This window comes from Citrobacter sp. Cpo032, assembly GCF_030332975.1.
GTDB classification, from domain to species: Bacteria; Pseudomonadota; Gammaproteobacteria; order Enterobacterales; family Enterobacteriaceae; genus Citrobacter; species Citrobacter portucalensis.
In genome coordinates this window covers 564,377-585,232 of the sequence record NZ_JAOWGU010000034.1, presented here as the reverse complement: position 1 = coordinate 585,232, position 20,856 = coordinate 564,377, and the positions used below count along the sequence as shown (strand labels likewise).

At 49.0% G+C, this 20,856-nt stretch carries 26 protein-coding genes; 12 read left to right on the top strand and 14 right to left on the bottom strand.

Annotated features, from left to right (window positions below; genetic code table 11):
- Positions 1 to 65: 65 nt before the first annotated feature.
- The 9 genes from OGY33_RS04835 to OGY33_RS04795 all read right to left on the bottom strand — a co-directional run bounded on the left by OGY33_RS04835 (position 66) and on the right by OGY33_RS04795 (position 5,267).
- Complete coding sequence (locus OGY33_RS04835) at positions 66 to 2,081, bottom strand: replication endonuclease (RefSeq protein WP_191239029.1); 2,016 nt, start codon at positions 2,079 to 2,081, stop codon at positions 66 to 68.
- A 1-nt stretch (position 2,082) separates the two neighbouring features.
- The gene (locus tag OGY33_RS04830; RefSeq protein WP_048225947.1) at positions 2,083 to 2,295 is read right to left on the bottom strand and encodes a hypothetical protein; all 213 of its coding nucleotides are present in this window, start codon (positions 2,293 to 2,295) and stop codon (positions 2,083 to 2,085) included.
- Entirely contained in the window at positions 2,292 to 3,161 is an 870-nt protein-coding gene (locus tag OGY33_RS04825) for a DNA adenine methylase (RefSeq protein WP_048225948.1), read from the bottom strand. Before OGY33_RS04825 ends, OGY33_RS04830 begins: the two co-directional genes overlap by 4 nt.
- Positions 3,152 to 3,385, bottom strand: a complete 234-nt coding sequence (locus tag OGY33_RS04820; RefSeq protein ID WP_048225950.1) for a DUF2732 family protein — start codon at positions 3,383 to 3,385, stop codon at positions 3,152 to 3,154. Before OGY33_RS04820 ends, OGY33_RS04825 begins: the two co-directional genes overlap by 10 nt.
- 68 nt (positions 3,386 to 3,453) lie before the next feature.
- The gene (locus OGY33_RS04815) at positions 3,454 to 3,855 is read right to left on the bottom strand and encodes a hypothetical protein (protein WP_003838010.1); all 402 of its coding nucleotides are present in this window, start codon (positions 3,853 to 3,855) and stop codon (positions 3,454 to 3,456) included.
- A complete protein-coding gene (locus OGY33_RS04810) occupies positions 3,855 to 4,283 on the bottom strand; it encodes a hypothetical protein (RefSeq protein WP_048225952.1) in 429 nt (142 codons plus the stop codon). Before OGY33_RS04810 ends, OGY33_RS04815 begins: the two co-directional genes overlap by 1 nt.
- Positions 4,273 to 4,500: a phage filamentation protein Fil family protein gene (locus tag OGY33_RS04805; RefSeq protein ID WP_172750748.1), complete on the bottom strand. Its 228-nt coding sequence runs from the start codon at positions 4,498 to 4,500 to the stop codon at positions 4,273 to 4,275. Before OGY33_RS04805 ends, OGY33_RS04810 begins: the two co-directional genes overlap by 11 nt.
- 9 nt (positions 4,501 to 4,509) lie before the next feature.
- On the bottom strand, positions 4,510 to 5,013 hold the full coding sequence (locus OGY33_RS04800) for a phage regulatory CII family protein (RefSeq protein WP_000460873.1): 504 nt from the start codon (positions 5,011 to 5,013) through the stop codon (positions 4,510 to 4,512).
- Positions 5,014 to 5,045: 32 nt separating this feature from the next.
- On the bottom strand, positions 5,046 to 5,267 hold the full coding sequence (locus tag OGY33_RS04795) for a hypothetical protein (protein WP_032411932.1): 222 nt from the start codon (positions 5,265 to 5,267) through the stop codon (positions 5,046 to 5,048).
- Between the two features lie 133 nt (positions 5,268 to 5,400).
- Here OGY33_RS04795 and OGY33_RS04790 point away from each other — a divergent pair, with 133 nt between their 5' ends.
- The 6 genes from OGY33_RS04790 to OGY33_RS04760 all read left to right on the top strand — a co-directional run bounded on the left by OGY33_RS04790 (position 5,401) and on the right by OGY33_RS04760 (position 10,697).
- Complete coding sequence (locus tag OGY33_RS04790; protein WP_048225955.1) at positions 5,401 to 6,012, top strand: phage repressor protein CI; 612 nt, start codon at positions 5,401 to 5,403, stop codon at positions 6,010 to 6,012.
- Between the two features lie 26 nt (positions 6,013 to 6,038).
- Entirely contained in the window at positions 6,039 to 7,118 is a 1,080-nt protein-coding gene (locus OGY33_RS04785; protein WP_048225957.1) for a hypothetical protein, read from the top strand.
- 26 nt (positions 7,119 to 7,144) lie between these two features.
- Positions 7,145 to 8,218, top strand: coding sequence for a hypothetical protein (locus OGY33_RS04780; RefSeq protein WP_048225959.1), 1,074 nt, complete (start codon positions 7,145 to 7,147; stop codon positions 8,216 to 8,218).
- A complete protein-coding gene (locus OGY33_RS04775; RefSeq protein WP_032428730.1) occupies positions 8,196 to 8,567 on the top strand; it encodes an ASCH domain-containing protein in 372 nt (123 codons plus the stop codon). The genes OGY33_RS04780 and OGY33_RS04775 overlap by 23 nt, the downstream gene beginning before the upstream one ends.
- A gap of 79 nt (positions 8,568 to 8,646) precedes the next feature.
- Entirely contained in the window at positions 8,647 to 9,699 is a 1,053-nt protein-coding gene (locus tag OGY33_RS24450; protein WP_048225960.1) for a phage integrase, read from the top strand.
- Positions 9,700 to 9,899: 200 nt separating this feature from the next.
- Positions 9,900 to 10,697 carry an SDR family NAD(P)-dependent oxidoreductase gene (locus tag OGY33_RS04760; protein ID WP_048214590.1) on the top strand — a complete coding sequence of 266 codons (798 nt, stop codon included), beginning with the start codon at positions 9,900 to 9,902 and terminating at the stop codon, positions 10,695 to 10,697.
- Here the strand turns inward: OGY33_RS04760 and OGY33_RS04755 are convergent.
- Entirely contained in the window at positions 10,684 to 11,244 is a 561-nt protein-coding gene (locus tag OGY33_RS04755; protein WP_191238719.1) for a TetR/AcrR family transcriptional regulator, read from the bottom strand. The two genes, OGY33_RS04760 and OGY33_RS04755, sit on opposite strands and share 14 nt — an antisense overlap.
- Before the next feature lie 85 nt (positions 11,245 to 11,329).
- Here OGY33_RS04755 and OGY33_RS04750 point away from each other — a divergent pair, with 85 nt between their 5' ends.
- From OGY33_RS04750 to OGY33_RS04740, 3 genes are all read left to right on the top strand, one after another.
- Positions 11,330 to 12,538 (top strand): MFS transporter, encoded by a 1,209-nt coding sequence (locus OGY33_RS04750; RefSeq protein ID WP_103015125.1) that lies wholly within the window; start codon positions 11,330 to 11,332, stop codon positions 12,536 to 12,538.
- Complete coding sequence (locus OGY33_RS04745) at positions 12,538 to 13,353, top strand: Cof-type HAD-IIB family hydrolase (RefSeq protein WP_191238720.1); 816 nt, start codon at positions 12,538 to 12,540, stop codon at positions 13,351 to 13,353. Before OGY33_RS04750 ends, OGY33_RS04745 begins: the two co-directional genes overlap by 1 nt.
- Positions 13,354 to 13,460: 107 nt before the next feature.
- Positions 13,461 to 13,742, top strand: a complete 282-nt coding sequence (locus OGY33_RS04740) for a hypothetical protein (protein WP_003831642.1) — start codon at positions 13,461 to 13,463, stop codon at positions 13,740 to 13,742.
- Positions 13,743 to 13,959: 217 nt separating this feature from the next.
- Here OGY33_RS04740 and OGY33_RS04735 read toward each other — a convergent pair whose 3' ends face one another.
- On the bottom strand, positions 13,960 to 15,192 hold the full coding sequence (locus OGY33_RS04735) for an MFS transporter (protein WP_008784235.1): 1,233 nt from the start codon (positions 15,190 to 15,192) through the stop codon (positions 13,960 to 13,962).
- 297 nt (positions 15,193 to 15,489) lie between these two features.
- On the opposite strand from OGY33_RS04735, the gene ybjG reads away from it, so the two are divergent.
- Both ybjG and deoR read left to right on the top strand, forming a co-directional pair.
- Positions 15,490 to 16,098, top strand: a complete 609-nt coding sequence (gene ybjG, locus OGY33_RS04730; RefSeq protein ID WP_191238721.1) for an undecaprenyl-diphosphate phosphatase — start codon at positions 15,490 to 15,492, stop codon at positions 16,096 to 16,098.
- Between the two features lie 64 nt (positions 16,099 to 16,162).
- Entirely contained in the window at positions 16,163 to 16,921 is a 759-nt protein-coding gene (gene deoR / locus OGY33_RS04725) for a DNA-binding transcriptional repressor DeoR (RefSeq protein WP_103284944.1), read from the top strand.
- A 45-nt stretch (positions 16,922 to 16,966) separates the two neighbouring features.
- Here the strand turns inward: deoR and dacC are convergent, their stop codons facing one another.
- Positions 16,967 to 18,169: a serine-type D-Ala-D-Ala carboxypeptidase gene (gene dacC / locus OGY33_RS04720; RefSeq protein WP_020996521.1), complete on the bottom strand. Its 1,203-nt coding sequence runs from the start codon at positions 18,167 to 18,169 to the stop codon at positions 16,967 to 16,969.
- Positions 18,170 to 18,497: 328 nt separating this feature from the next.
- On the opposite strand from dacC, the gene OGY33_RS04715 reads away from it, so the two are divergent.
- Positions 18,498 to 19,124, top strand: coding sequence for a glutathione S-transferase family protein (locus OGY33_RS04715; RefSeq protein WP_191238722.1), 627 nt, complete (start codon positions 18,498 to 18,500; stop codon positions 19,122 to 19,124).
- A gap of 5 nt (positions 19,125 to 19,129) precedes the next feature.
- Here OGY33_RS04715 and OGY33_RS04710 read toward each other — a convergent pair whose 3' ends face one another.
- Positions 19,130 to 20,227 carry a PQQ-dependent sugar dehydrogenase gene (locus tag OGY33_RS04710; RefSeq protein WP_191238723.1) on the bottom strand — a complete coding sequence of 366 codons (1,098 nt, stop codon included), beginning with the start codon at positions 20,225 to 20,227 and terminating at the stop codon, positions 19,130 to 19,132.
- Positions 20,228 to 20,329: 102 nt separating this feature from the next.
- Positions 20,330 to 20,713 carry a biofilm formation regulator BssR gene (gene bssR / locus OGY33_RS04705; protein ID WP_008784229.1) on the bottom strand — a complete coding sequence of 128 codons (384 nt, stop codon included), beginning with the start codon at positions 20,711 to 20,713 and terminating at the stop codon, positions 20,330 to 20,332.
- Positions 20,714 to 20,856 lie beyond the last annotated feature (143 nt).

The following is a 20,856-nucleotide window of genomic DNA, read 5'->3' as shown; positions in this document are numbered from 1 at the left end:
AAAATGTGAAAGTGATTTTTGCTGCTATTCGTTGACAAACATTGATGTATCACAGACTTACGAGGCTACAACCACCCCGGCCACAGCTCGTGCATTGGCTCGTTTCGTGTCTCCTGTAACCTGCCATTACGGTAAATCAACGCCGCCTGGCCAAATCTCAAACCACTGCCCCGCATGAGAATCGCTATTTCATCGTCAGAACCTTCAAAACCCCGGCTGCGCAATTCCAGTTTTAACCGTCTGCGGGTTCCACCCTCCGTACAGTTATTGACAGAACTCCAAGGGGCGGCGTTGCCGCCAGAAAAACCCGCCTCCGCTGGCGCTTCGGCCAACTTCGCTACCTTCTGCCACTTCACCAGTCGCGTACATATCGCTGAATCTGGAACTAATGGAGAATAGACACCCTGAACGCGCTGCACGTCCTCTGCGTATTCATTACCCTGCTCAGTGATTTCATAAGCCAGACGAACAACCAGATCGCGGCGGGCAACCAGTGCGCCACCCTGCGACTGGGTATATGCCGCCCAGTCCCCAACATCCGCAGCAGCCAGAACCGCATCCATTCTGCGGTCAGTCAGTACCTGATCACGCAACCGACGCAGCTCACGCCAGACTGTCACCGGCGCACCACCAATCTGCTGAAACTGGCGAATGCGCCAGCGTGAAGCCCATGCAGAAACGGACTTGGCCATGTCCCGTAGGTTCTCCCCTGTTTCGTCGTCCTGTTCACCATCCAGCGCAAAACCATCAATGTTTTTGGATATGTATTTGGCGATGTAACCCGTAGCCGAACCTTTAGCGGGATCGATGGCTTCAACATGGAAACGTGCCTTTAGCGCGTTTGGCGTTTGCAGTTCTTCGGAATCGGTAATTCTGGCGTGATAGCAAAGAATATCGCGCACGGTATCCACGTCACCAGGACGCATAAAAAGCAGCATATGCCAGTGCGGTGTCCCATCGTGGTGAGGCTCTACCACACGAAAACCAAAAACATGGATACCAGCCCGGGAAATGGCTGCGCGGGCTTTCGCCCATACACCACATAAGTAGCGCTGGGTATCCTGCGGGGTGCAGCCATCCCACTGTGAAACAAAGCCCCCTTTGCTGTGTACCGCATGGAATCGCGATGGCGCGGTGATGGTGTAAAACTCACCGGCCAGCCCTTCTTCATTGGCCATATCTTCAAACCCTCTCATTCTTACCATTAGCTCACAGCGACGGATCGCCGGATTAGCAACGCTGCGATGCACCATGCTGTCCAGTGCAATACGCAGCCCTTCATCATTCAGCAGGTCAAACTTTTTGAAGAACTCAAGGTTCCGCTTTTTCTGGTCTATCCATTCGCCCAGGGTTTTACGGGACACATAAGCGCTGGCCGCTTTCTGTACCTGCCCCACTGCAATGGCCATATGCTCACGCTGCATATCCCGCGCCCGCTTAAGACGCAGATACCACCATTCTGGTGCCATCATGCGGAGGATCCCGGATTCAGCCTTACGCGTTTCCAGTTGCCCGCCATTAGCTTCATGTTCAGCCCAGTACGGCGGTTGATTGTTCAGCATCAGGGAACACGTGCATAAATGGCGGTAAGACTCCAGCGTACGGCGGCGCAGCTCTGCGGCATCGTCAGTGCTGCCTACAAACTGATCGGTAAAGTCATACAGTGACTGGGAGATCCAGCCAGATATCTGGCCAGCCAGTTTTTTGAGTTCCGGGCGGTCAAGTGACGGCAGTCGCTCCAGCGACTTACCGAAAGGAAGATCAAGTGCATCAGCGGCCAGTTTGTAACGTGCAGCCACTTTGCGCAGACGTGGCAATACATTCCCGCCGATAGTTTTGCGCAGGAACGTATTGGCACGGCGACGCCCGTCACGACCAGACAGCAGCTTTTCGTAACGGTTGCCGAAATACCCGGCTAACCAGTCGGGTATCTCATGCAGGTACTGGGAACGCCATTCATAATCCTGTGGGTTAACAGCCCACAGGCGGCGTTCGGTGATCGTCGCATCTGACGGGGTACTAGGCGCAAAGGTTTCACGCCGCCAGGCATTGACGGCATGGTGTTGGCCAGGCTCCAGCATATCAGCCACGGTTAACCCACTTCCGCCAGAAATCAATCAGGAAGGCCACAAGTACAGCCGTTACCAGTGGTAGCCAGAAAACCGCACTCAGAGTGATTAGCCCTAAGTCCTCAGCATCGTGATCAAATTCGTCCTGGCATTCGTCCCATAAGAGAAAGGCGAAAGTAATACAGGCAAACAAGGCATAAAAGCCGGTAATAATTTCCGTCATCATGCCACCACCGCCCGAACATCGATCGCAGGGTTAGCAGGTGACTTAAGAATCAGCTCAGCAGCCACTTTCTGGCTTGCCGCTGCTGCACCCACACTACGTGGCGCATTTACCCGAACAGCTTCAAATCCTGCATACAGGTAATGCACCATTTCCAGATCGCTGTTTGACGCGACAACCTTAATCCCACGCTCAGTCAGGCGGCGCAGCCTACGCGCCAGCCGTCCCTGATCCATGTGCGAAAAACCGCGCTCATGGTAAGCGGTGAAATTGTCGGTATCAGTCAGGTAAGGCGGATCACAATAAACAACGTCATGCCCGTCCCTTACCAAATCAAGCGTTTCTGAATAGTTGGCAGTAATGAACGTTGCACGTTTCGCTTTTTCTGCAAAAGCGCGGATTTCATCAGCAGGAAAGTAGGTTTTTTTGTACTTACCAAACGGAACATTGAACTGACCACGGCGATTGTATCGACACAGGCCATTGAAGCAGTGACGATTCAGATAAAGAAAACGCGCCGCAGCTTCCACAGATTCAGAACCAAAGTATTTGCCGGACTGATTGAAGGCATCACGCACCGCGTAATAGAAAATTGCCCTGTTTTCTTCATCACCTAATGAACCGGCAGAAAATAAAGCCTCCAGCTCAATGAGCAATGCATCAGTGTGATAAGCCATCGTCTTATACAGATTAACAAGGTCAGGATTCACATCAGCTATCAGATACTCGTCATAATCCGTATTCATCATGACAGCACAGGAACCGGCAAAAGGTTCTATCAGGCGCTTACCCTCCGGCAGATGGGGAAGCAACTGCGGCATAAGGCGGGCTTTGCTGCCCACCCACTTAAGCGGAGTTTTTACTGCCATGCTGCACCGCCTTTACTGCAAATCGCTGCGGCTTCTTCGCGGATTAACTCAATGATTTCCGTTGCGCTTAAACCTTCATTGGCTGCATGGGTGGCCAGCTTATCCAGACGGGTGGAACACAGATCAGCAGCAGCGGCTTTACCTTCCTGCGTGGCTTGGGTGAGCATAGCCAGCAGGTCAGTGCCTGATTTTGTTGCGGGTAAATCCTGACGTGTCATGTGCATTTTGGTTTCCTTAAGGCAAAAGAATCCCCGGCCACCTAAGCTGTGGCCCAAAAAAATCATGTTGTTAATTAGTGAAAAGCGGGTTGTACAGTGACGGCGGAATGGTTCGGTGCAGGAATAAGGTGCAGCTCGTACGTTGTCCGCCACCACTCCTGGATCAGTGCTTTAATTTCGCCAACACCCAACGCACCGGCCGTGTAGAAAATTGCACGGATCCCAGCCAGCGCTTCAATCTGTGCTTCTTTGCTTTCGGCCTCGCGGTACACGCAGCACCAGAAAGCGGCATTGATTGCCAGCCAGTGACGCGGATTAGTCATGTGCTCAGTGTCATTAAAGAAGAACGGATGCAGCGCAATGCGACCGTTTTTGCTGGTGCTTTTCTCTGCAAACGCCACGGCATAATTATGTGGAACGCCCCACACGGCCAGCTCAGCCCCTAACGATTTACCTTCAACGGAAATAATGGCCATCAGAGATTCCCCTGTTGTTGTAACTTATGGACGATATGAGGCGCGATAATCATCTGCGGACCCCGATTGTTATTGATTGGATAAACCCGCTTTATTGGACGGTTCGCGGTACTTTTAGAAAAATCACTGTCACGCAATGACCCGAATCCATTCATCGTCAGACGCGCACGGGAAATGCCGCAGCGCAGCTGAATCATTGCCCGGTAATCCAGACGCTCAAACAGTTCCCGCCAGCAGCATTTGCTTAAGTGGGCTTTGAATACACTCAAGCCAGAATTAACAGCGGCGGCATGGAGAACTACCCCGCGCCATTCCGGTGTTAATTTGTCCCACCAGTCAGCAGCCTCACTGCTGGTATTGAAGTATTTGCGGCGAATCTTTTTAATCTGATCCAGTCCGCGCTGTTGCTGTTCCTGACTAATTGCCATAGCGCCCCCCTATACACCTAACCAGGCGACGGACTTTTGTTGGCAAGAAACGTAAAACCACCCCGCCTTTCATTCGAACAGACTCATGCGCATTGAATTTATACGTGTGGCTAGGATTCCAGCGCTGACCGTTCGGCAGTTCTATCCAGCCCGTTGAACCACTTGGCCGTTGCATGGCTGGTGATTCTTTTTTGAGGTAAGTAACAAACGCTTTCATGGTGCTCCCTCACATCAAGCCGGTGGCGTTAGCCGTCACCAGATCCACCGCTGCGGCCAGAACAGGCGCAGACTGGATACGGCTTTCAACGGTATAAGCCAGCACGGATAAGCTACGGATTGCATCGCGAGCGCGATCCAGAATTTGTGTACGGCGGGCGGCGGTCATATGACCAGTTGATACGGCTTCCCCAGCAATTGCGCCCACACAGGCTGTGGCACTCAGTGCGCACAACTGCATGTTGCCTTCTGTGGCATTGTTCACTGGTACGGATGGAAGGCAGTTAATCTGCCCCAGCATTCCATCCAGTAAACGCGCATCTTCGGTGTAATCCGTAATAGCTAAAAGCTCGTCACAGGTTAAACGGTGTGGCTGTGCTGGATTCAATTTGTTGCGCAGGATCTGCGGCCTCATGCCAACAGCAGCGGCCACATCTTCCAGATTGTGCTCAATCGCAAATGCTCGGCAAGCCGCATCAAAGTGCGCATGTTTGGAGGTTTGATAATCAAACATAGTCATTGCCCTCAGTCGGTCTCAAAATCGAACTAATTGATGGACACGTTGCAATCTGAGAGCGCATCGACAGTCATAGCCGCAATGTTGATCATAACTTTTTCGCGCTTTTTATCTTTGCGTAAGCGGTGCCGTATCAAGCGACCATCCGCTAGCATGTCATTGATTGTGTCAATTGATAGCCCAGTAAGTTCGCTATATTTTTCAATTGATACGGAAGGAACAGTCAACGTGATTGAAATGTGAGGAGTCATGATGCAAGATTCCTTTTTAAGTAAGTAAACCGTGTCTAGCGGTGTTCAATAGTGAAGACTCCAAATGAGCTTCAGCAGCAATATTACGTCTCATTTGGAGTTTGTCAACATGTAAGGTTCCAAAGGAGCATTAATGGATTTTAACAATGGTGGCCGTGAGGCTATTCTTCGTATGCTTGAGGCCTACGGAGTAAGTACTCGTAAGGCTCTTTGTGAGCGGCTTGGGATTTCAACAAGCACGATGAGCACCAGATGGATGAGAGACGTGTTCCCTGCTGACTGGATAATAAAGTGCTCAATTGAGACCGGAGTCCCAGTTGAGTGGCTTTCATTTGGAACTGGGAGTCCTAAGCCACCCCAAAAATCTTTAGGTATCCAATCAGCAAATGAAAATGTTCTTGCTGATTTGTTTTCCGTACCTCGAAAAAAAATCAAAGATGGGAAATTATTAGATTCAAATTTTTACCTACTCGACAAAGCGTTGGTGCCAGATTCTTTGCGAAAACCTATCGTAATCATGGATTCAGATCAGCTCTATTTAGCTGATCAACATTTTCACGAAGTGACCGATGGTAAGTGGGTGGTAGAGATAGAAGGGAAAGTGAGTATTAGAGAACTTACGAGAATACCTGTAGGAAGGGTCAAGGTTGGAGCACCCAATCCATGCCATTCATTTGAGTGCTTTATCAGTGAACTAAACCCAATTGCACGATGCCATTTTTACTTACTGGTCAATTTGAATTAAAACCGTTACTGACAAAGGAAATCGATATGTCACGAAGTTTTGCGGTCTGGGGGTGTAGGGATTATCATAGTAGTTCAGGCTCGACCTACAACTCTGAACATAAGAATTTCATTGAAGAGTTGCATATTAATTTTTGGAACATAAGCGCTCATAAATTTGGCTATTTAGATTTTGGCATCACATTCAAAAAGCCTGAAGATGAAACCATTGCTAAGCATGGGGCAATATGTATATTCCTACCATTCGAAAAAGAAAATAATTTTTTTTCTGATCTTAGTGAAAACCTTGAATCAAGCAGAGATCTCGTAACTGCAGTTTTCAATGAATACCTTATTGACACTAAAACAGTAGATGGTAGACATTTAAAATTAGTGCTCGCCAATAAAGGAGACTTAGTTGTTAATACTAAGTTATCATTTAGCGGCGGCGAGCTTGATCATAGAGTCAAGATAACAAAAATCCACAATGGCACCTTACTAGCCTTTAAACTCAAGGATTGTCTCTCTTCCGAAGATGCTTGCAATCACTATTTAAGATTCCGTGTCCAAATTAATAAAGAAGATATCGGTCTTTTAGTGAAAACATTTTACCCCAAAGATCTCTTCCTTAAGAGTAGTATTGAGCGGTCTGATATCATCGATTTTAGGGTTAATGAGCAAAGAAACCTGCCCTCCGAAATAGCCACAACTCTTGCTAGCGCCGCTTGTACCCCTTTGAAATGCCATATTTTTATAATCCGCGATATGGTTGATGACTGTTCCGCATCCGGTTCAAATTATAAAGGTTCAAGAATTTTAGAGTCTGAGACATGGACAAAATATTTTAGCAAAGGCGTATCTTTCGGGTCTCATGACCCAATGATATATCATTGGAAAATATCAAATGATATAAATTCGAGACTTAATGATTTTTCTGTCGTCGTAAAATTTAAAAACACGAAATCTAAACTAAGCAAAATATTTGCATACATTTTCTACGGCGCAGCAATAACATTTGTTATGAAATTTGTACCAACAGAAAGCTTAGATAAAAACCTATTTATTTACGGTTCACTATCGTTAATAGCATTATATATAATCGCACATTTCATTAAATTTAGAAAATGACTTTTCAATGAGACATGGAGATTAAAATGGAAAATTTAAAGCACATTAGTTTTAATGAAGTAAACTTTGACGATGCTTTTTTTGACTCATTGAAAGCTGACTATAAAGCTGGTTTTGTAGAATGGTTTCACAAAAAAGCAAAAGATCTAAGAGAAAAAGCATACGTGCTCTACAATGAGGATGATTCAATTGATGGATTCATGTATCTAAAAATTGAAGATGGCGAGGTTACTGATGTTAACCCTTCATTGGCTGATTTAAAACATCTCAAAATAGGGACCTTTAAGTTTAATACGAAAGGTACATTGCGAGGTCAACGTTTTTTGAAAAAGATATTTGACCACGCATTAAGTGAAAAAGTGAACGATATATATGTAACAGTTTTTGACAAGCATGATTACCTGATTAAACTTTTTTTAAATTATGGGTTTATAAAATACGGAAAAAAAGAATCTGAAAATGGTATTGAAAATGTTTTAGTAAGAGAAATGAGCACAGATGATCTCACTGGAGACCTTCTTGCCGACTATCCCTTCATCAACAACAGACATAAAGAAAACAAATACTTACTATCTATTTATCCAGATTTTCATACTCGTCTATTCCCAGACTCAAAACTTATAACTGAATCTCCAGATATTATTACTGACGTGTCTCACGCTAACAGTATAAGAAAAATTTACATCTGCGCCATGCAAGATGTAGCAAATATAAAAATGCATGACATTCTCGTAATTTATCGAACTTCAGATAAAAAAGGTCCAGCTCATTATCGTTCTGTTGCTACATCTCTATGTGTCGTAGAAGATGTTAGAGATATTTTTTCATTCCCAACAGAGCAAGATTTTATTAAATATTGTGCTCGGTATAGTGTATTTACCGAAACAGAATTGAGAAGTTTTTATAAAACAAAGAAATACCCCTATATTATAAGTTTTACATATAATCTTGCTTTACCGAAAAGAATCACTCGTGCTAAACTAATAGAAGACGTTGGTTTAAATCCACAAGCATATTGGGGTGTATTAAAATTAACCGACAGAGAATTTGACAACATTATTAAACTTGGTGCTGTAGATGAAAGTATTATTGTCAATTAAACCTGAATTTGTTGAAAAGATTCTTGATGGAACAAAAAAATTTGAGTTCAGAAAAGGAATCTTCAAAAATCCAGATGTTAAATCTGTGGTTATTTATTCAACAATGCCTGTAGGGATGATTGTTGCTGAGTTCGATATTGCTGATGTTATTGAAGATAAACCCAGCAATGTCTGGAAAAAAACCAGCCGTTATGCGGGTATCAGTAAACAATTTTTTGATTCTTACTTTCAAAGCAGGGATAAAGCCTTTGCGATTAAGATCGGTGATTTGAAAGTCTATGAACAACCACGTTTGCTAAGTTCATTAGGTGACAACATAACAGCACCGCAGTCATACCGATACCTATGATGTATAAGGTTCTTAACATCATACATTGACACTGTTTATACATACAGTAAAAATGCTCTCCAAAAGGAGGGCATTTTTTATGTCAGTACGAAAACTCACCACCGGAAAATGGATTTGTGAATGCTATCCCGCAGGTCGTAGCGGACGCCGCGTGCGTAGGCAGTTCGCTAGTAAAGGTGAAGCGTTAGCGTTTGAACGGCACATGATGGATGAGACTGAGGCGAAACCCTGGCTGGGCGAATCGGTAGACCGCCGGACGCTAAAAGATATCGTCGAACTCTGGTACAAGCTGCACGGAAAATCTCTGACCGCAGGCGAGCATGTTCACGACAAGCTGATCCTGATGGTCGATGCTCTCGGAAATCCCCTCGCCACTGATTTAACATCCAAAATGTTCGCGCACTATCGCGATAAACGCCTGACGGGTGAAATCTACTTTAGCGAAAAATGGAAGAAAGGAGCCAGCCCGGTAACTATCAATCTTGAGCAAAGCTATATGAGCGGAGTGTTTAGCGAGCTGGCACGACTTGGAGAATGGACTGCGCCAAACCCATTGGAGAACATGCGCAAATTCACCATCGCAGAAAAAGAGATGGCCTGGCTGACACATGAACAAATCACTGAGCTTTTGTGCGACTGCAAACGCCAAAGCCCCCTACTCGCCCTAGTTGTCAAAATCTGTCTGAGTACCGGTGCCCGCTGGCGCGAAGCTGTAAACCTGACTCGTTCTCAGGTTACAAAATACCGGATCACATTTGTCAGGACTAAGGGCAAAAAGAACCGCAGCATTCCAATCAGCAAAGAGTTGTATGAGGAAATCATTGCCTTGGACGGTTTCAAGTTCTTTACTGACTGCTACTTCCAGTTTTTATCTGTGATGGAGAAAACTTCTATCGTGCTGCCGCGCGGTCAGCTTACCCACGTTCTGCGCCATACGTTTGCAGCACACTTTATGATGTCAGGCGGTAACATCCTTGCTCTTCAGAAAATCCTTGGTCACCACGACATAAAAATGACCATGCGCTATGCTCACTTGGCCCCTGATCACCTTGAAACAGCGCTGCGCTTTAACCCATTGGCTACCCTACCAAATGGCGACAAAGTGGCGGCAGCGGTTGGCATTGCCCCGTAATCGCCACTCCTTATCACTAACCTAACTTATTGATTATCTTGTAACTCATTGTTTTCACTAACCCGTTTACATAAATGGGTTTTTTGTTGCCTGAAATTTGCGTTCATCGCCTTCCACCTCTGAAACGCCCCTCTAATTTGCAGCATGCCGGTTATGGCACATACTTTAAAACGGTGCTTTATCGGGGATGGGGGTTAGTCATGTTGCTTACTGGCAAAGTCGCAGTAATTTTTGGTGGCAGCGGGGCTATTGGTAGCGCGGTTGCGCAGGCCATGGCGCGCGAAGGAGCCCATGTGTGTCTGGGTGCTCGCAGCCAGGAAAAACTTGATCGGACGGCCAGTATTATCCGAACGGCAGGTGGTACAGTCGAAACCTTTATCACCGATGTACTTGACGAGCACAACGCATCGAAGGAAGTTACCCGCCTTGTAGAGCAAACCGGTGGAATAGATGTGGTGGTTAACACAACGGGATTTATGCACGAACAGGGCAAACGCATTGACGCATTATCCCTCTCTGAGTTTATGAGCGGCATCACCCCTTTCCTCTCGGCGCAGTTCAATATCGCTAAAGCCGTAACGCCGCACATGGGCGGCAATCGTGCGGGCGTCATTCTCAGCGTTGTTGCCCCCGCGGCCCCGATGGCGATGCCTGGTCATCTGGGTCATATTGTTGGTTGTGCAGGAACAGAGGCTTTTATTAAAGCGTTCGCCAGCGAGGTAGGACCGGCAAATATCCGGGTCGTCGGCGTGCGCTCGCATGCGATTGTGGATGCTGTTGCAGCTGGCTCCTATACCGGAGAAATTTTCTCCGCCAAAGCACAGTCAATGGGTTTAACCGTCGATCAATGGTTAGGGGGTGCGGCGCAAAGTACCATGCTCGCGCGCCTGCCTACGCTTGCACAAATCGCTGAGGTCATGACCTTTCTTGCTTCAGACCATGCCAGCGCCATGACCGCGACGGTGGTGAATATTACCGGAGGCGCTACGCACAGCTGACTGTCGCGGGTATCCCTGCAATACGCTCCACCATCAGCAAGATATCTTCTCGCTGCAGCGGTTTTTTGTCCGTGACAAAATGCAGCGTCATTCCTTCAATAAAAGCATCCAGCGCCCGCGCAGTAACCGGGTCAAACCATTGCTCCAGCGTTTGTTGGCTGCGTAGCATCCAGTTCTGCATCACCGTTTTCAACGCTGGTTTACGGCTGGCGAAAGCATACAGCTGATACATGAGCTCCATATTATCAGGCGTTGTGACCTGAGAGCCGTAAATCATATCGGTAATGGCATGGCAAGCCTGCGACGCATCCTTAACGTCGGCAAAAAAGTCCTGATACTGCAACAGCATCCTGTCAGTAAAACGGCCAAATGCCTCCATCAAAAGCTCATCAATTCCCGAAAAGTAATAGGTCATAGAACCCAGTGGCACCTCGGCAATCATAGCGATTTTACGATGTGTAACCCCATGAATACCATGGGTTATTACTGCATCCAGAGTCGCCTGAACTATTTTTTCCCGCCGCTGCGGATCGTTTGCACGTCGCACTACATTTCCTCTTCTTGCATTTGTGTACAAATGTACACAGTCTTGCTAATGTTGTCTCCTTCCCTCTTTTCTTTGGCTCGAATTCATGACTGGCATCTCATCACGCAAAGCCTTAAGACGTCGCACCTGGGCGCTGTTCACGTTCTTCTTTTTACCAGGATTATTAATGGCCTCCTGGGCAACGCGTACCCCTGCCATCAGAGATATCCTCTCCATCTCCACTGCCGAAATGGGCGCGGTGTTGTTTGGGCTCTCTATTGGTTCGATGAGTGGCATACTTTGTTCGGCCTGGCTGGTGAAACGATTTGGCACGCGTAAGGTGATTCGCACCACCATGTCTTGTGCAGTCCTCGGAATGGCGATCCTCAGCGTAGCGCTCTGGCTGCATTCCGCATGGCTTTTCGCGTTTGGCCTGGGCGTATTTGGCGCCAGCTTTGGTGCGGCAGAAGTTGCCATCAACGTCGAAGGTGCGGCAGTTGAGCGCGAAATGAACAAAACCGTGCTGCCGATGATGCACGGTTTTTACAGCCTGGGAACGTTGGCAGGGGCTGGAGTTGGAATGATGCTTACCGCCTTCAGCGTCCCGGCTACCGCGCATATTATTTTGGCTGCAATGGTTGCTATCACACCTATTTTCATCGCCATCAAAGCTATTCCTGACGGCACGGGCAAAAATGCCGCTGACGGTTCTCACTCCGGTGAAAAAGGACTGCCTTTTTATCGTGATATCCAGCTATTGCTGATCGGCGTTGTAGTGCTGGCGATGGCATTTGCTGAAGGTTCCGCCAACGACTGGCTTCCACTGTTAATGGTGGACGGACATGGATTTAGCCCGACATCAGGCTCGCTGATTTATGCCGGTTTTACGCTGGGTATGACCGTTGGGCGATTTACCGGTGGCTGGTTCATCGACCGTTACAGCCGCGTTGCGGTGGTGCGCGCCAGTGCGCTGATGGGCGCTCTCGGGATTAGCCTGATTATTTTTGTCGACAGCTCCTGGGTGGCCGGTGTGTCCGTTATTCTGTGGGGACTCGGCGCATCGCTCGGTTTCCCGCTGACCATTTCAGCCGCCAGCGACACCGGCCCCGATGCCCCAACCCGCGTCAGCGTTGTGGCGACCACCGGCTATCTGGCGTTCCTTGTTGGACCGCCGCTGCTGGGCTATCTGGGTGAACACTATGGCCTGCGCAGCGCTATGCTGGTGGTGCTGGCGCTGGTGCTTGTCGCCGCCGTCGTCGCGAAAGCGGTAGCGAAACCGGATCTCAAAAATACTACGGTGATGGAGAACAGCTAATGAGTATCAAATTAATTGCGGTCGACATGGACGGCACATTTTTAAGCGACCAAAAAACCTATAACCGTGAGCGCTTTATGGCGCAATACCGCCAGATGAAAGAACAAGGGATCCGCTTTGTGGTCGCCAGCGGCAACCAATATTATCAGTTGATTTCCTTTTTCCCCGAACTGGCCAATGAGATCTCATTTGTCGCCGAAAACGGCGGTTGGGTGGTCAGTGAAGGAGAAGATGTCTTTAACGGCGAACTGGCTAAAGACGATTTCCATGCCATCGTAGATCATCTGCTGACCCGCGCCGATATCGACATTATTGCCTGTGGTAAAAACAGCGCCTATACGTTGAAACAGTACAGCGATGAGCATAAGAACGTTTCCGCCATGTACTATCATCGTCTCGAATTTGTAGATAATTTTGACAATCTTAACGACGTTTTCTTCAAGTTCGGGCTGAATATTTCCGACGACCGAATTCCACAGGTACAGGCCGATCTCCACGAGGCGATTGGCGATATTATGGTACCGGTGCATACCGGCTACGGCAGCATCGACTTAATAATACCCGGCGTGCATAAGGCTAACGGTCTGCGCCTGCTGCAACAACGCTGGAATATTAACGACGACGAGGTTGTTGTGTTTGGCGATGGCGGAAATGATATTGAGATGCTGCGTCAGGCGGGATTTAGTTTCGCAATGGCCAACGCTCACGAACCGGTTGTCCAGGCGGCAAAATATCGTGCAGGCTCGAACAACGAAGAGGGCGTGCTGGATGTTATCGACCGCGTGTTAAAGAATGAAGCACCGTTTACGTATTAACGGCTCAGCACAGACGGCAACAAAATGATGGCATGATCTATTCATAATCCGCCTCAAATTAACCCGCTGGATTATTACTTCCAGTGAATATTTCAGGCGAGCGGATCATGAAGAAAAGTGTACTGATGGCGACATTGTTGCTGGGCTTTGCGGGGACAACATTTGCACAGAGCGTTACCGTTGATGTCCCCAGCGGTTATAAAGTGGTGGTAGTGCCCTCTTCCGTCAGCGTCCCGCAGGCGGTCAGCGTAACGACCGCACCACAAACGGTATATGTTGCTCCAGCGCCTGCTCCGGCCCCTGTCTATCGCGCACATCCTTATGCGCGACATGTGGCAAGCGTCGGTGAAGGGATGGTTATCGAACATCAGATTGACGACCACCACTAAGTTGTCGCCAGGCCCAGACAACCGTAATACTGGTCAGTTAAGATCTTTGGTGAGCGGTAGGACGGATAAGGCGTTTACGCCGCCATCCGGCAATTTGCTACAGGCCGCCGGATGGCGCTTCGCTTATCCGGCCTACCGCGTGATTCTATTATCAACATAATGATGAATTTATCGGCGTCATTATGCTTATCTGCGCTGGATTGCGGACAACCGGGCCTTAACCTTCCCGGGAATTCCCTACCCGTTTATCTTTCAGGAAGATAACCATCAAAATCAGCCACAGTACGCCGCTTGCCAGATTGAACAGGCTGAACAAGCCGTTCCCTCCCAGCAGATACGCGTGTTTGCTCAACTCAATACCGACGGTAAAAATCAGCATCTGCAACATACCCATTGCGGCAGAAACGGTCCCCTTACTCATTTCGCTGGCAAACAGCGTCAGGCGCACCAGCCCCGCATTCGCCACGCCAATGCCAAACGCATAGATACTCAAACCTGCCGTCATCCATAGATATGCATGAGATGACACTACCGTGGCCGCAGCAGCAATAATCAGGCCAACGGCGATTGGCCAGCCGCCCATGATAATTAGCGAACGCACGGTTTTTCGCGAAGTCAGACGCGCCAGCACCAGGTTACCGGCAATCAACGCGCCAAAAATCGGCACCTGCAACAGACCATATTCGTAGCTGCTGAGATGTTCACCACTGATGATAATAATCGGGGACTGCGCAATCCACGCCAGTAACGGCAGGCTGACAAAACCCAACGCCAGTGCGCCTGCAACGAAACGTACGTTCCTCAGCACCAGCTTATAATCCTTGCCCAGCTCTTTAATGGACAGCTTTTCACCAAGCCGGGTTGCCGTTTCCGGCATCGCGCGTTGCAGACCAAAAAAGGAGATGGCCGCCAGAGCAGCAAACAGGATAAACATCCCTTCCCACGGCAGAACATGTACCCAGGCTGCGCCTACCAACGGACCCAGCAGTGGCGCAATCAGCGCCACGTTTGCCATCAGCGCAGTAATTTTTATGCAGACCGCTTCTTCAAAGGATTCCTGAATGGCGGCGTAACCCACCGCACCAATAAAGCACAGGCTTATCCCCTGCAAAAAACGCAGGAAGGTAAATTGCTCAATATTCTGTGCAAGCAGGGTTGCAAGGCAGGTAACGATGAACCAGATCACGCCGGTTAACATTACCGGGCGACGACCAATACGGTCCGACAGCGGTCCTAACAACCACTGCAAAAACATGCCGCCTGCCAGATAGGCGGTCATGGACGTAGGTACCCAATCTAATCCGGCGTTATATTGCGCCACCACCGCCAACATTCCGGGCTGGATCATATCGTTGCCGATATAAGTGGAGAATTCGTAAAGCACCAGACAGAGCGGGAAAAGTAATGCCTGACGCCCCAAACGGACGCCTGAAGATAAACGGTTCTGCATGCAATCTCTTAACTATAGAAAAATCGCGCAAAGTGTAATAAATGCGCCGTACTGGTGATAGTGAATTATGTGATTTGAAAGCAAAATGCGCACATTTTTACACTCATTTGCTCAAGAACATTTTGCTTTAAGGTTAATTTAAGTTGAGACCGCTATCATGCTCAATAAGTCTCATTAATTGTCTTAAAAATCGTCATTTAACAGGCAAATAAGACAAGACCGCTTTTTATCCCGTGGAAGCAATTTTATGCTCTCCCCAAATGGGTCTATTTAACGATTACACTGAGTCTGGACGTTATGCTGGAAAATCTGAACAATTCGCTTTTTTACTTGATCAATGCAACACCGGACTCTGAGCAATGGGCAATTTCGCTCGCCATTTTCATTGCCAAAGATCTGATCAGCATTGTGCCGCTGTTAGCCGTTGTGCTCTGGCTTTGGGGACCTCGTGGTCAGGTTACGCTCCAGCGCCAGTTGGTCATCAAAATGGCCATTGCGTTGGTAGTCGGTCTGACGATTTCTTGGCTGATGGGGCATCTTTTCCCCCACGATCGTCCGTTCGTTAACCACATCGGCTATAACTTCCTGCACCATGCGGCAGATGACTCTTTCCCGAGCGACCACGGTACGGTTATCTTTACCTTTGCTCTGGCCTTCCTGTTCTGGCATCGCTTGTGGACGGGTGCTCTGCTGATGGTTGTCGCCGTGGCGATTGCCTGGTCACGAGTTTACCTTGGCGTTCACTGGCCGCTGGATATGCTGGGCGGATTACTGGCCGGGTTGATCGGCTGTCTGAGCGCCCAGATGATCTGGCAACGGTTCGGCACAACCTTGTACCTCGGCCTGCAGACGTGCTATCGCACCTGCTTCGCTCTCCCCATCCGTAAAGGTTGGGTACGTGACTAACCCGCGGTAAAAAGAGTAGTATTAAGCGCGAAACTAAGCACTTATTCTATTCTCCAGGGGAACTATGGAAACTCGACGCGACGAGCGTATTGGTCAATTACTGCAGGCGCTGAAACGCAGCGATAAATTACACCTCAAAGAAGCCGCGACGTTGCTGGGCGTATCTGAGATGACCATTCGTCGCGACCTGAATAATCATGATGCTCCCGTCGTGCTGCTCGGGGGCTATATTGTTCTGGAACCCCGCAGCGCTAACCACTATTTAATCAGCGATCAAAAATCCCGTCTGGTTGATGAAAAGCGTCGCGCTGCCCAGCAGGCGGCGAGTCTCGTGCAGGCGCATCAGACCATCTTTTTCGATTGCGGTACGACCACGCCGTGGATCATTGAAGCGATCGACAATGAACTGCCCTTCACCGCAATCTGCTACTCGTTGAATACGTTTCTGGTGCTGCAGGAAAAACCGCAGTGCCGCGTCATTCTGTGTGGTGGTGAATTCCATGCCAGTAACGCGATTTTTAAACCACTCGATTTCCAGGAAACGCTGAACAACCTCTGTCCGGATATCGCCTTTTATTCTGCGGCAGGTGTTCACATCGAAAAAGGCGCGACCTGTTTTAATCTGGAAGAACTGCCGGTGAAGCACTGGGCGATGTCGATGGCGCAGCATCACGTTTTGGTGGTCGATCACAGCAAGTTTGGCAAGGTGCGACCTGCGAGGATGGGGGACTTGAAACGCTTTGATACCATCATCAGTGATAACCGCCCTGACGATGAGTTTGTTGAGTACGCTAAAGCGCAACGTATCACGCTGAAGTACTAACAGATACTGCCGGACGGCGATTGCGCCATCCGGCAATAAATAAGATTACGAGAACCAACCACCAAACCACTGGTGGAATTTCATCATCACAAAGTCCCACATGCGGCTAAAGAAACCACCCTCTTCCACATCTTCCATCACCATCAACGGACGCTGCTCAATGGATTTCCCGTTCAACTGGAAGTCGATAGTGCCCACAACCTGACCTTTCTTCAGCGGTGCAGTTAGCTGTGGTTCAGTCAGGGTAAAGCTGGCCTTCAGGTTTTTGAGCTGGCCACGCGGAATGGTCACAGAACCCCCTTCTCCGGCGCCCAAATTCACTTCACTCTTATCGCCAAACCAGACGCGCTGGGTGACGAAAGTCGCATCCGGCTTGATCGGCGTAACGGTTTCAAAGAAACGGAAGCCCCAGGTCAGCAGTTTTTCTGACTCATTGAAACGAATGCGGTCGGTTTTTGCTCCCAGCACCACGGAGATCAGGCGCATATCGCCTTGGGTCGCAGAGGCCACCAGGTTGTATCCCGCCCCGGCAGTGGTCCCGGTTTTCATACCGTCCACGTTCAGGTTGGTGCTCCACAACAGACGGTTGCGGTTCGGCTGGCGGATTTTATTGAAGGTAAATTCTTTCTCTTTGTGAATAGCGTACTCTTCCGGCACATCGTGGATTAACGCCTTCCCGAGCAACGCCATATCACGTGCGGTACTGAACTGTCCTGCCGCATCCAGGCCGTGTACCGTCTGGAAAGTCGTGTTGGTCAGCCCCAGTTTTTTCGCATAGCCGTTCATCAGGCCAATAAAGGATTCCTGACTGCCGGCAACGTAATCAGCGAGTGCAATACAGGCATCGTTACCTGACTGAATGATAACGCCTTTATTCAGATCGGACACCGCAACCTGATCGCCGGGCTTGAGGAACATGACCGACGAACCGCGCAGGGCTGGATTACCGGTCGCCCAGGCGTCTTTGCCCACGGTGACCATGTCGTTGAGGTTAATTTTTCCGGCCTTCAGCGCCTGCCCAACCACATAGCTGGTCATGATTTTGGTCAGACTGGCAGGGTCCAGTTTCTCATCAGCATTACCTTCAGCCAGCACCTTACCACTGGCGTAATCCATCAGAATCCACGCGCGCGCGTCCACGCTCGGCGGGGCCGTCGGTTGCTCCGCCGCCTGTACGGTCGGTGCCAAAAGGATTAAGAGTGCAGAACCTGCAGCAAAGCTGCGAAGTGAAGAGAAGTATTGCGTCATAAATGCCACCCGAGTATCCATTCCAAAAAACCACGTCATACCACACAGTGTTTACACAAAACCGGCCAAGCGACCTCGACCAACCCATGCAGAAAAAGTCTGATGGATGACGTGTAAAATAAGTGCGGTGAGTAATAACGCACTAACGAGCTTAAAGAAACCGTAAGTTGGTAAAGTTTTTAAAGTTTATGCAATAACGCCGCGGTGCGCTGCTCCTGGCACGATTTTTTTAGACTTTGTTGCGTAAATATTAGGTTTACCCCACCATGTGAGCTAGTCAGATGGCATCTGCAGCCATAAAGCTGCTCAATTAATTTGCGGGGTTACTATGATTACACTGTGGGGTCGCAATAACTCGACCAACGTAAAAAAAGTATTGTGGACGCTCGAGGAACTGGAACTGCCGTATAACCAAATTCTGGCGGGCGGACAGCATGGCGGTAACCGCGATGCCGACTATCTGGCACTGAACCCGAACGGACTGGTCCCGCTGCTACGCGATGATGAAACAGACGTTGTTCTGTGGGAATCCAATACCATTGTCCGCTATCTGGCCGCTCAGTACGGACAAAAACGTTTGTGGATTGACGCCCCGGCCGCGCGCGCAGTCGGTGAAAAATGGATGGACTGGGCAAATCAGACGCTAAGCCCTGCGCATCGGGTTATCTTATTTGGTCTGGTCAGAACACCTGCCGATCAGCGCGATATGGCGGCCATTGAGGCAAGTAAGCAAGTTTGCGAGAACCTGTTTGCCATTCTGGATAACGCGCTGGCAGACCAGCCATGGTTCTCCGGCGCTGAATTTGGCACCGCGGATATCGCTGTGGCACCGTTCATCTATAACCTGTTCAACGTTGGTCTGAGCTGGACCCCGCGCCCGTATCTGGAACGCTGGTATCAACAACTGACCGAGCGCCCGGCGTTTCAAAAAATCGTGATGATCCCGGTCAGCTAACCAAATCAGGGACTCACTTTCAGTAATTCCCCGTCGGACTCGTCGGTTAACACGTACAAATAACCGTCTGGTCCGACTCGCACATCACGGATCCGCTGCCCCCTTTCCTGCAACAGACGACCATCCTCAGTGACCGTATTCCCTTTAACGCTCAGCACGATCACTTCTTTATCTTTCAACGCGCCGATGAACAACTTCTGCCGCCACTGCGGGAAGGTATCGCTATTGTAAAAAGCCATTCCACTAACCGCCGGCGACTTTTCCCAGTAAAAGATGGGTTGTTCCGTGCCAGCAACAATTTGACCTTTTGCTTCGGGAATTTTCAAACCACTGTAGTTAACACCCCAGGTCGCGATAGGCCAGCCGTAGTTTTTCCCTTTCTCGGGGATATTGATTTCATCGCCTCCGCGTGGACCATGCTCATTGAGCCACAACACATCACTCCACGGATTCATCGCCATACCCTGCGGGTTGCGGATGCCATACGACCAAATCTCTGCCCGCGCTCCTGCCATGTTCACAAACGGATTATCCGGCGGAATTTTTCCCTCGTCGGTCAGTCGGACTAATTTACCCTGCAATTTATCCAGGTCCTGGGCGGTAGCGCGTTGATTATTCTCCCCCAGGCCAATAAACAGATAACCGTTACCATCAAATACCAGACGTCCACCAAAATGGTTTCCGGTGGAAAGCTTTGGCTGTTGGCGAAAAAAGGTCTGAAATCCTTGCAGATGTTTGAGATCGTCACTCAATCGCCCGTAGCCTACCGCAGTGCCCGCTTTGCCTTCGCGGTCGGCTTCAGCGAAGCTTAGCCATACCCGGCGAGATTGTGCAAAATCCGGTGCTAACGCCACATCAAGCAGTCCTCCCTGACCATTTGCCCAAACTTTGGGTACGCCGGTCAGCGGGTCGGAAAGCCCTTTATCAGGCTGCCAGAGTCGAAGCTGTCCACCTTTGAGCGTAATGAGCATACCGCGGTTATCGGGTAAAAAAGCCAGTGACCATGGGTGATCGAGTTTAGTTTGCAGCACTTCCACTTTTACCGCGGCGGCATAAGTGGAAAATAGCGCAAGTGGAATAGCACAGAGAAAGAGTCGACGCATAACACCTCCTTAATGGCTCTGCATAAAGCGTAGCCAGCAAGGGGAATTATCCCGCTACATTTACATAATCTTGACGAAAAGGGGGAGCGCCCTCCCCCTGATTCAGACGTGTTCCAGCGTTGGGTAAGATTGCAAACTCTGGATACTTAGCGTCAGCGTTGTCAGGCAGTTTTCCAGTTTCTCTGCGTTAACGGCGATAAACGTTGGACAATCGTGATGTCCACTCATAAGACAAACAGCGGCGGCGGCTAACGCCCCTTCAGCACGATGAAGGGCATTCCACTCTTCCTGATCAAGATGCATACCGTGAAGCTGTGATTGCTCGTGCAATTCGCGATTCAGTGCAAAAAAAACATCACGCAGGCGATCGCTCTCGCTAACTGACATGTAGCCTTTCGCTTTTCTCAACTGCAGATAAGCGGCAAGTTCGATACGGGCGTTTATCAATTTGTTGAGAAGATCGGTTCTCAGTCTGTCAACAACCATACTTTGTTCCTCCTCTTTCCAACTATGGTGCAACTTAATAGTATGGTTGTTTTTTGAACAAATAGATGTCCTACATCAATAAAGCCCAATTGATTAACATAATTTACAATGTTACAACTTCATCCGGTACGCTTATCGAAAGC

Excerpts from the sequence above, each read along its gene's own strand:
- OGY33_RS04790 (WP_048225955.1), top strand. The coding sequence starts at position 5,401 with ATGGATTTTAACAATGGTGGCCGTGAGGCTATTCTTCGTATGCTTGAG.
- OGY33_RS04830 (WP_048225947.1), bottom strand. The coding sequence starts at position 2,295 with ATGATGACGGAAATTATTACCGGCTTTTATGCCTTGTTTGCCTGTATT.
- OGY33_RS04820 (WP_048225950.1), bottom strand. The coding sequence starts at position 3,385 with ATGCACATGACACGTCAGGATTTACCCGCAACAAAATCAGGCACTGAC.
- OGY33_RS04740 (WP_003831642.1), top strand. The coding sequence starts at position 13,461 with ATGAAGAAAAGTGTACTGATGGCGACATTGTTGCTGGGCTTTGCGGGG.
- OGY33_RS04735 (WP_008784235.1), bottom strand. The coding sequence starts at position 15,192 with ATGCAGAACCGTTTATCTTCAGGCGTCCGTTTGGGGCGTCAGGCATTA.
- dacC (WP_020996521.1), bottom strand. The coding sequence starts at position 18,169 with ATGACGCAATACTTCTCTTCACTTCGCAGCTTTGCTGCAGGTTCTGCA.
- OGY33_RS04815 (WP_003838010.1), bottom strand. The coding sequence starts at position 3,855 with ATGGCCATTATTTCCGTTGAAGGTAAATCGTTAGGGGCTGAGCTGGCC.
- OGY33_RS04775 (WP_032428730.1), top strand. The coding sequence starts at position 8,196 with ATGAAAGTATTATTGTCAATTAAACCTGAATTTGTTGAAAAGATTCTT.
- OGY33_RS04780 (WP_048225959.1), top strand. The coding sequence starts at position 7,145 with ATGGAAAATTTAAAGCACATTAGTTTTAATGAAGTAAACTTTGACGAT.
- OGY33_RS04795 (WP_032411932.1), bottom strand. The coding sequence starts at position 5,267 with ATGACTCCTCACATTTCAATCACGTTGACTGTTCCTTCCGTATCAATT.
- OGY33_RS04835 (WP_191239029.1), bottom strand. The coding sequence starts at position 2,081 with ATGCTGGAGCCTGGCCAACACCATGCCGTCAATGCCTGGCGGCGTGAA.
- OGY33_RS24450 (WP_048225960.1), top strand. The coding sequence starts at position 8,647 with ATGTCAGTACGAAAACTCACCACCGGAAAATGGATTTGTGAATGCTAT.
- OGY33_RS04750 (WP_103015125.1), top strand. The coding sequence starts at position 11,330 with ATGACTGGCATCTCATCACGCAAAGCCTTAAGACGTCGCACCTGGGCG.
- OGY33_RS04805 (WP_172750748.1), bottom strand. The coding sequence starts at position 4,500 with ATGAAAGCGTTTGTTACTTACCTCAAAAAAGAATCACCAGCCATGCAA.
- OGY33_RS04710 (WP_191238723.1), bottom strand. The coding sequence starts at position 20,227 with ATGCGTCGACTCTTTCTCTGTGCTATTCCACTTGCGCTATTTTCCACT.
- ybjG (WP_191238721.1), top strand. The coding sequence starts at position 15,490 with ATGCTGGAAAATCTGAACAATTCGCTTTTTTACTTGATCAATGCAACA.
- OGY33_RS04745 (WP_191238720.1), top strand. The coding sequence starts at position 12,538 with ATGAGTATCAAATTAATTGCGGTCGACATGGACGGCACATTTTTAAGC.
- OGY33_RS04760 (WP_048214590.1), top strand. The coding sequence starts at position 9,900 with ATGTTGCTTACTGGCAAAGTCGCAGTAATTTTTGGTGGCAGCGGGGCT.
- OGY33_RS04825 (WP_048225948.1), bottom strand. The coding sequence starts at position 3,161 with ATGGCAGTAAAAACTCCGCTTAAGTGGGTGGGCAGCAAAGCCCGCCTT.
- OGY33_RS04810 (WP_048225952.1), bottom strand. The coding sequence starts at position 4,283 with ATGGCAATTAGTCAGGAACAGCAACAGCGCGGACTGGATCAGATTAAA.
- OGY33_RS04800 (WP_000460873.1), bottom strand. The coding sequence starts at position 5,013 with ATGTTTGATTATCAAACCTCCAAACATGCGCACTTTGATGCGGCTTGC.
- OGY33_RS04785 (WP_048225957.1), top strand. The coding sequence starts at position 6,039 with ATGTCACGAAGTTTTGCGGTCTGGGGGTGTAGGGATTATCATAGTAGT.
- bssR (WP_008784229.1), bottom strand. The coding sequence starts at position 20,713 with ATGGTTGTTGACAGACTGAGAACCGATCTTCTCAACAAATTGATAAAC.
- deoR (WP_103284944.1), top strand. The coding sequence starts at position 16,163 with ATGGAAACTCGACGCGACGAGCGTATTGGTCAATTACTGCAGGCGCTG.
- OGY33_RS04715 (WP_191238722.1), top strand. The coding sequence starts at position 18,498 with ATGATTACACTGTGGGGTCGCAATAACTCGACCAACGTAAAAAAAGTA.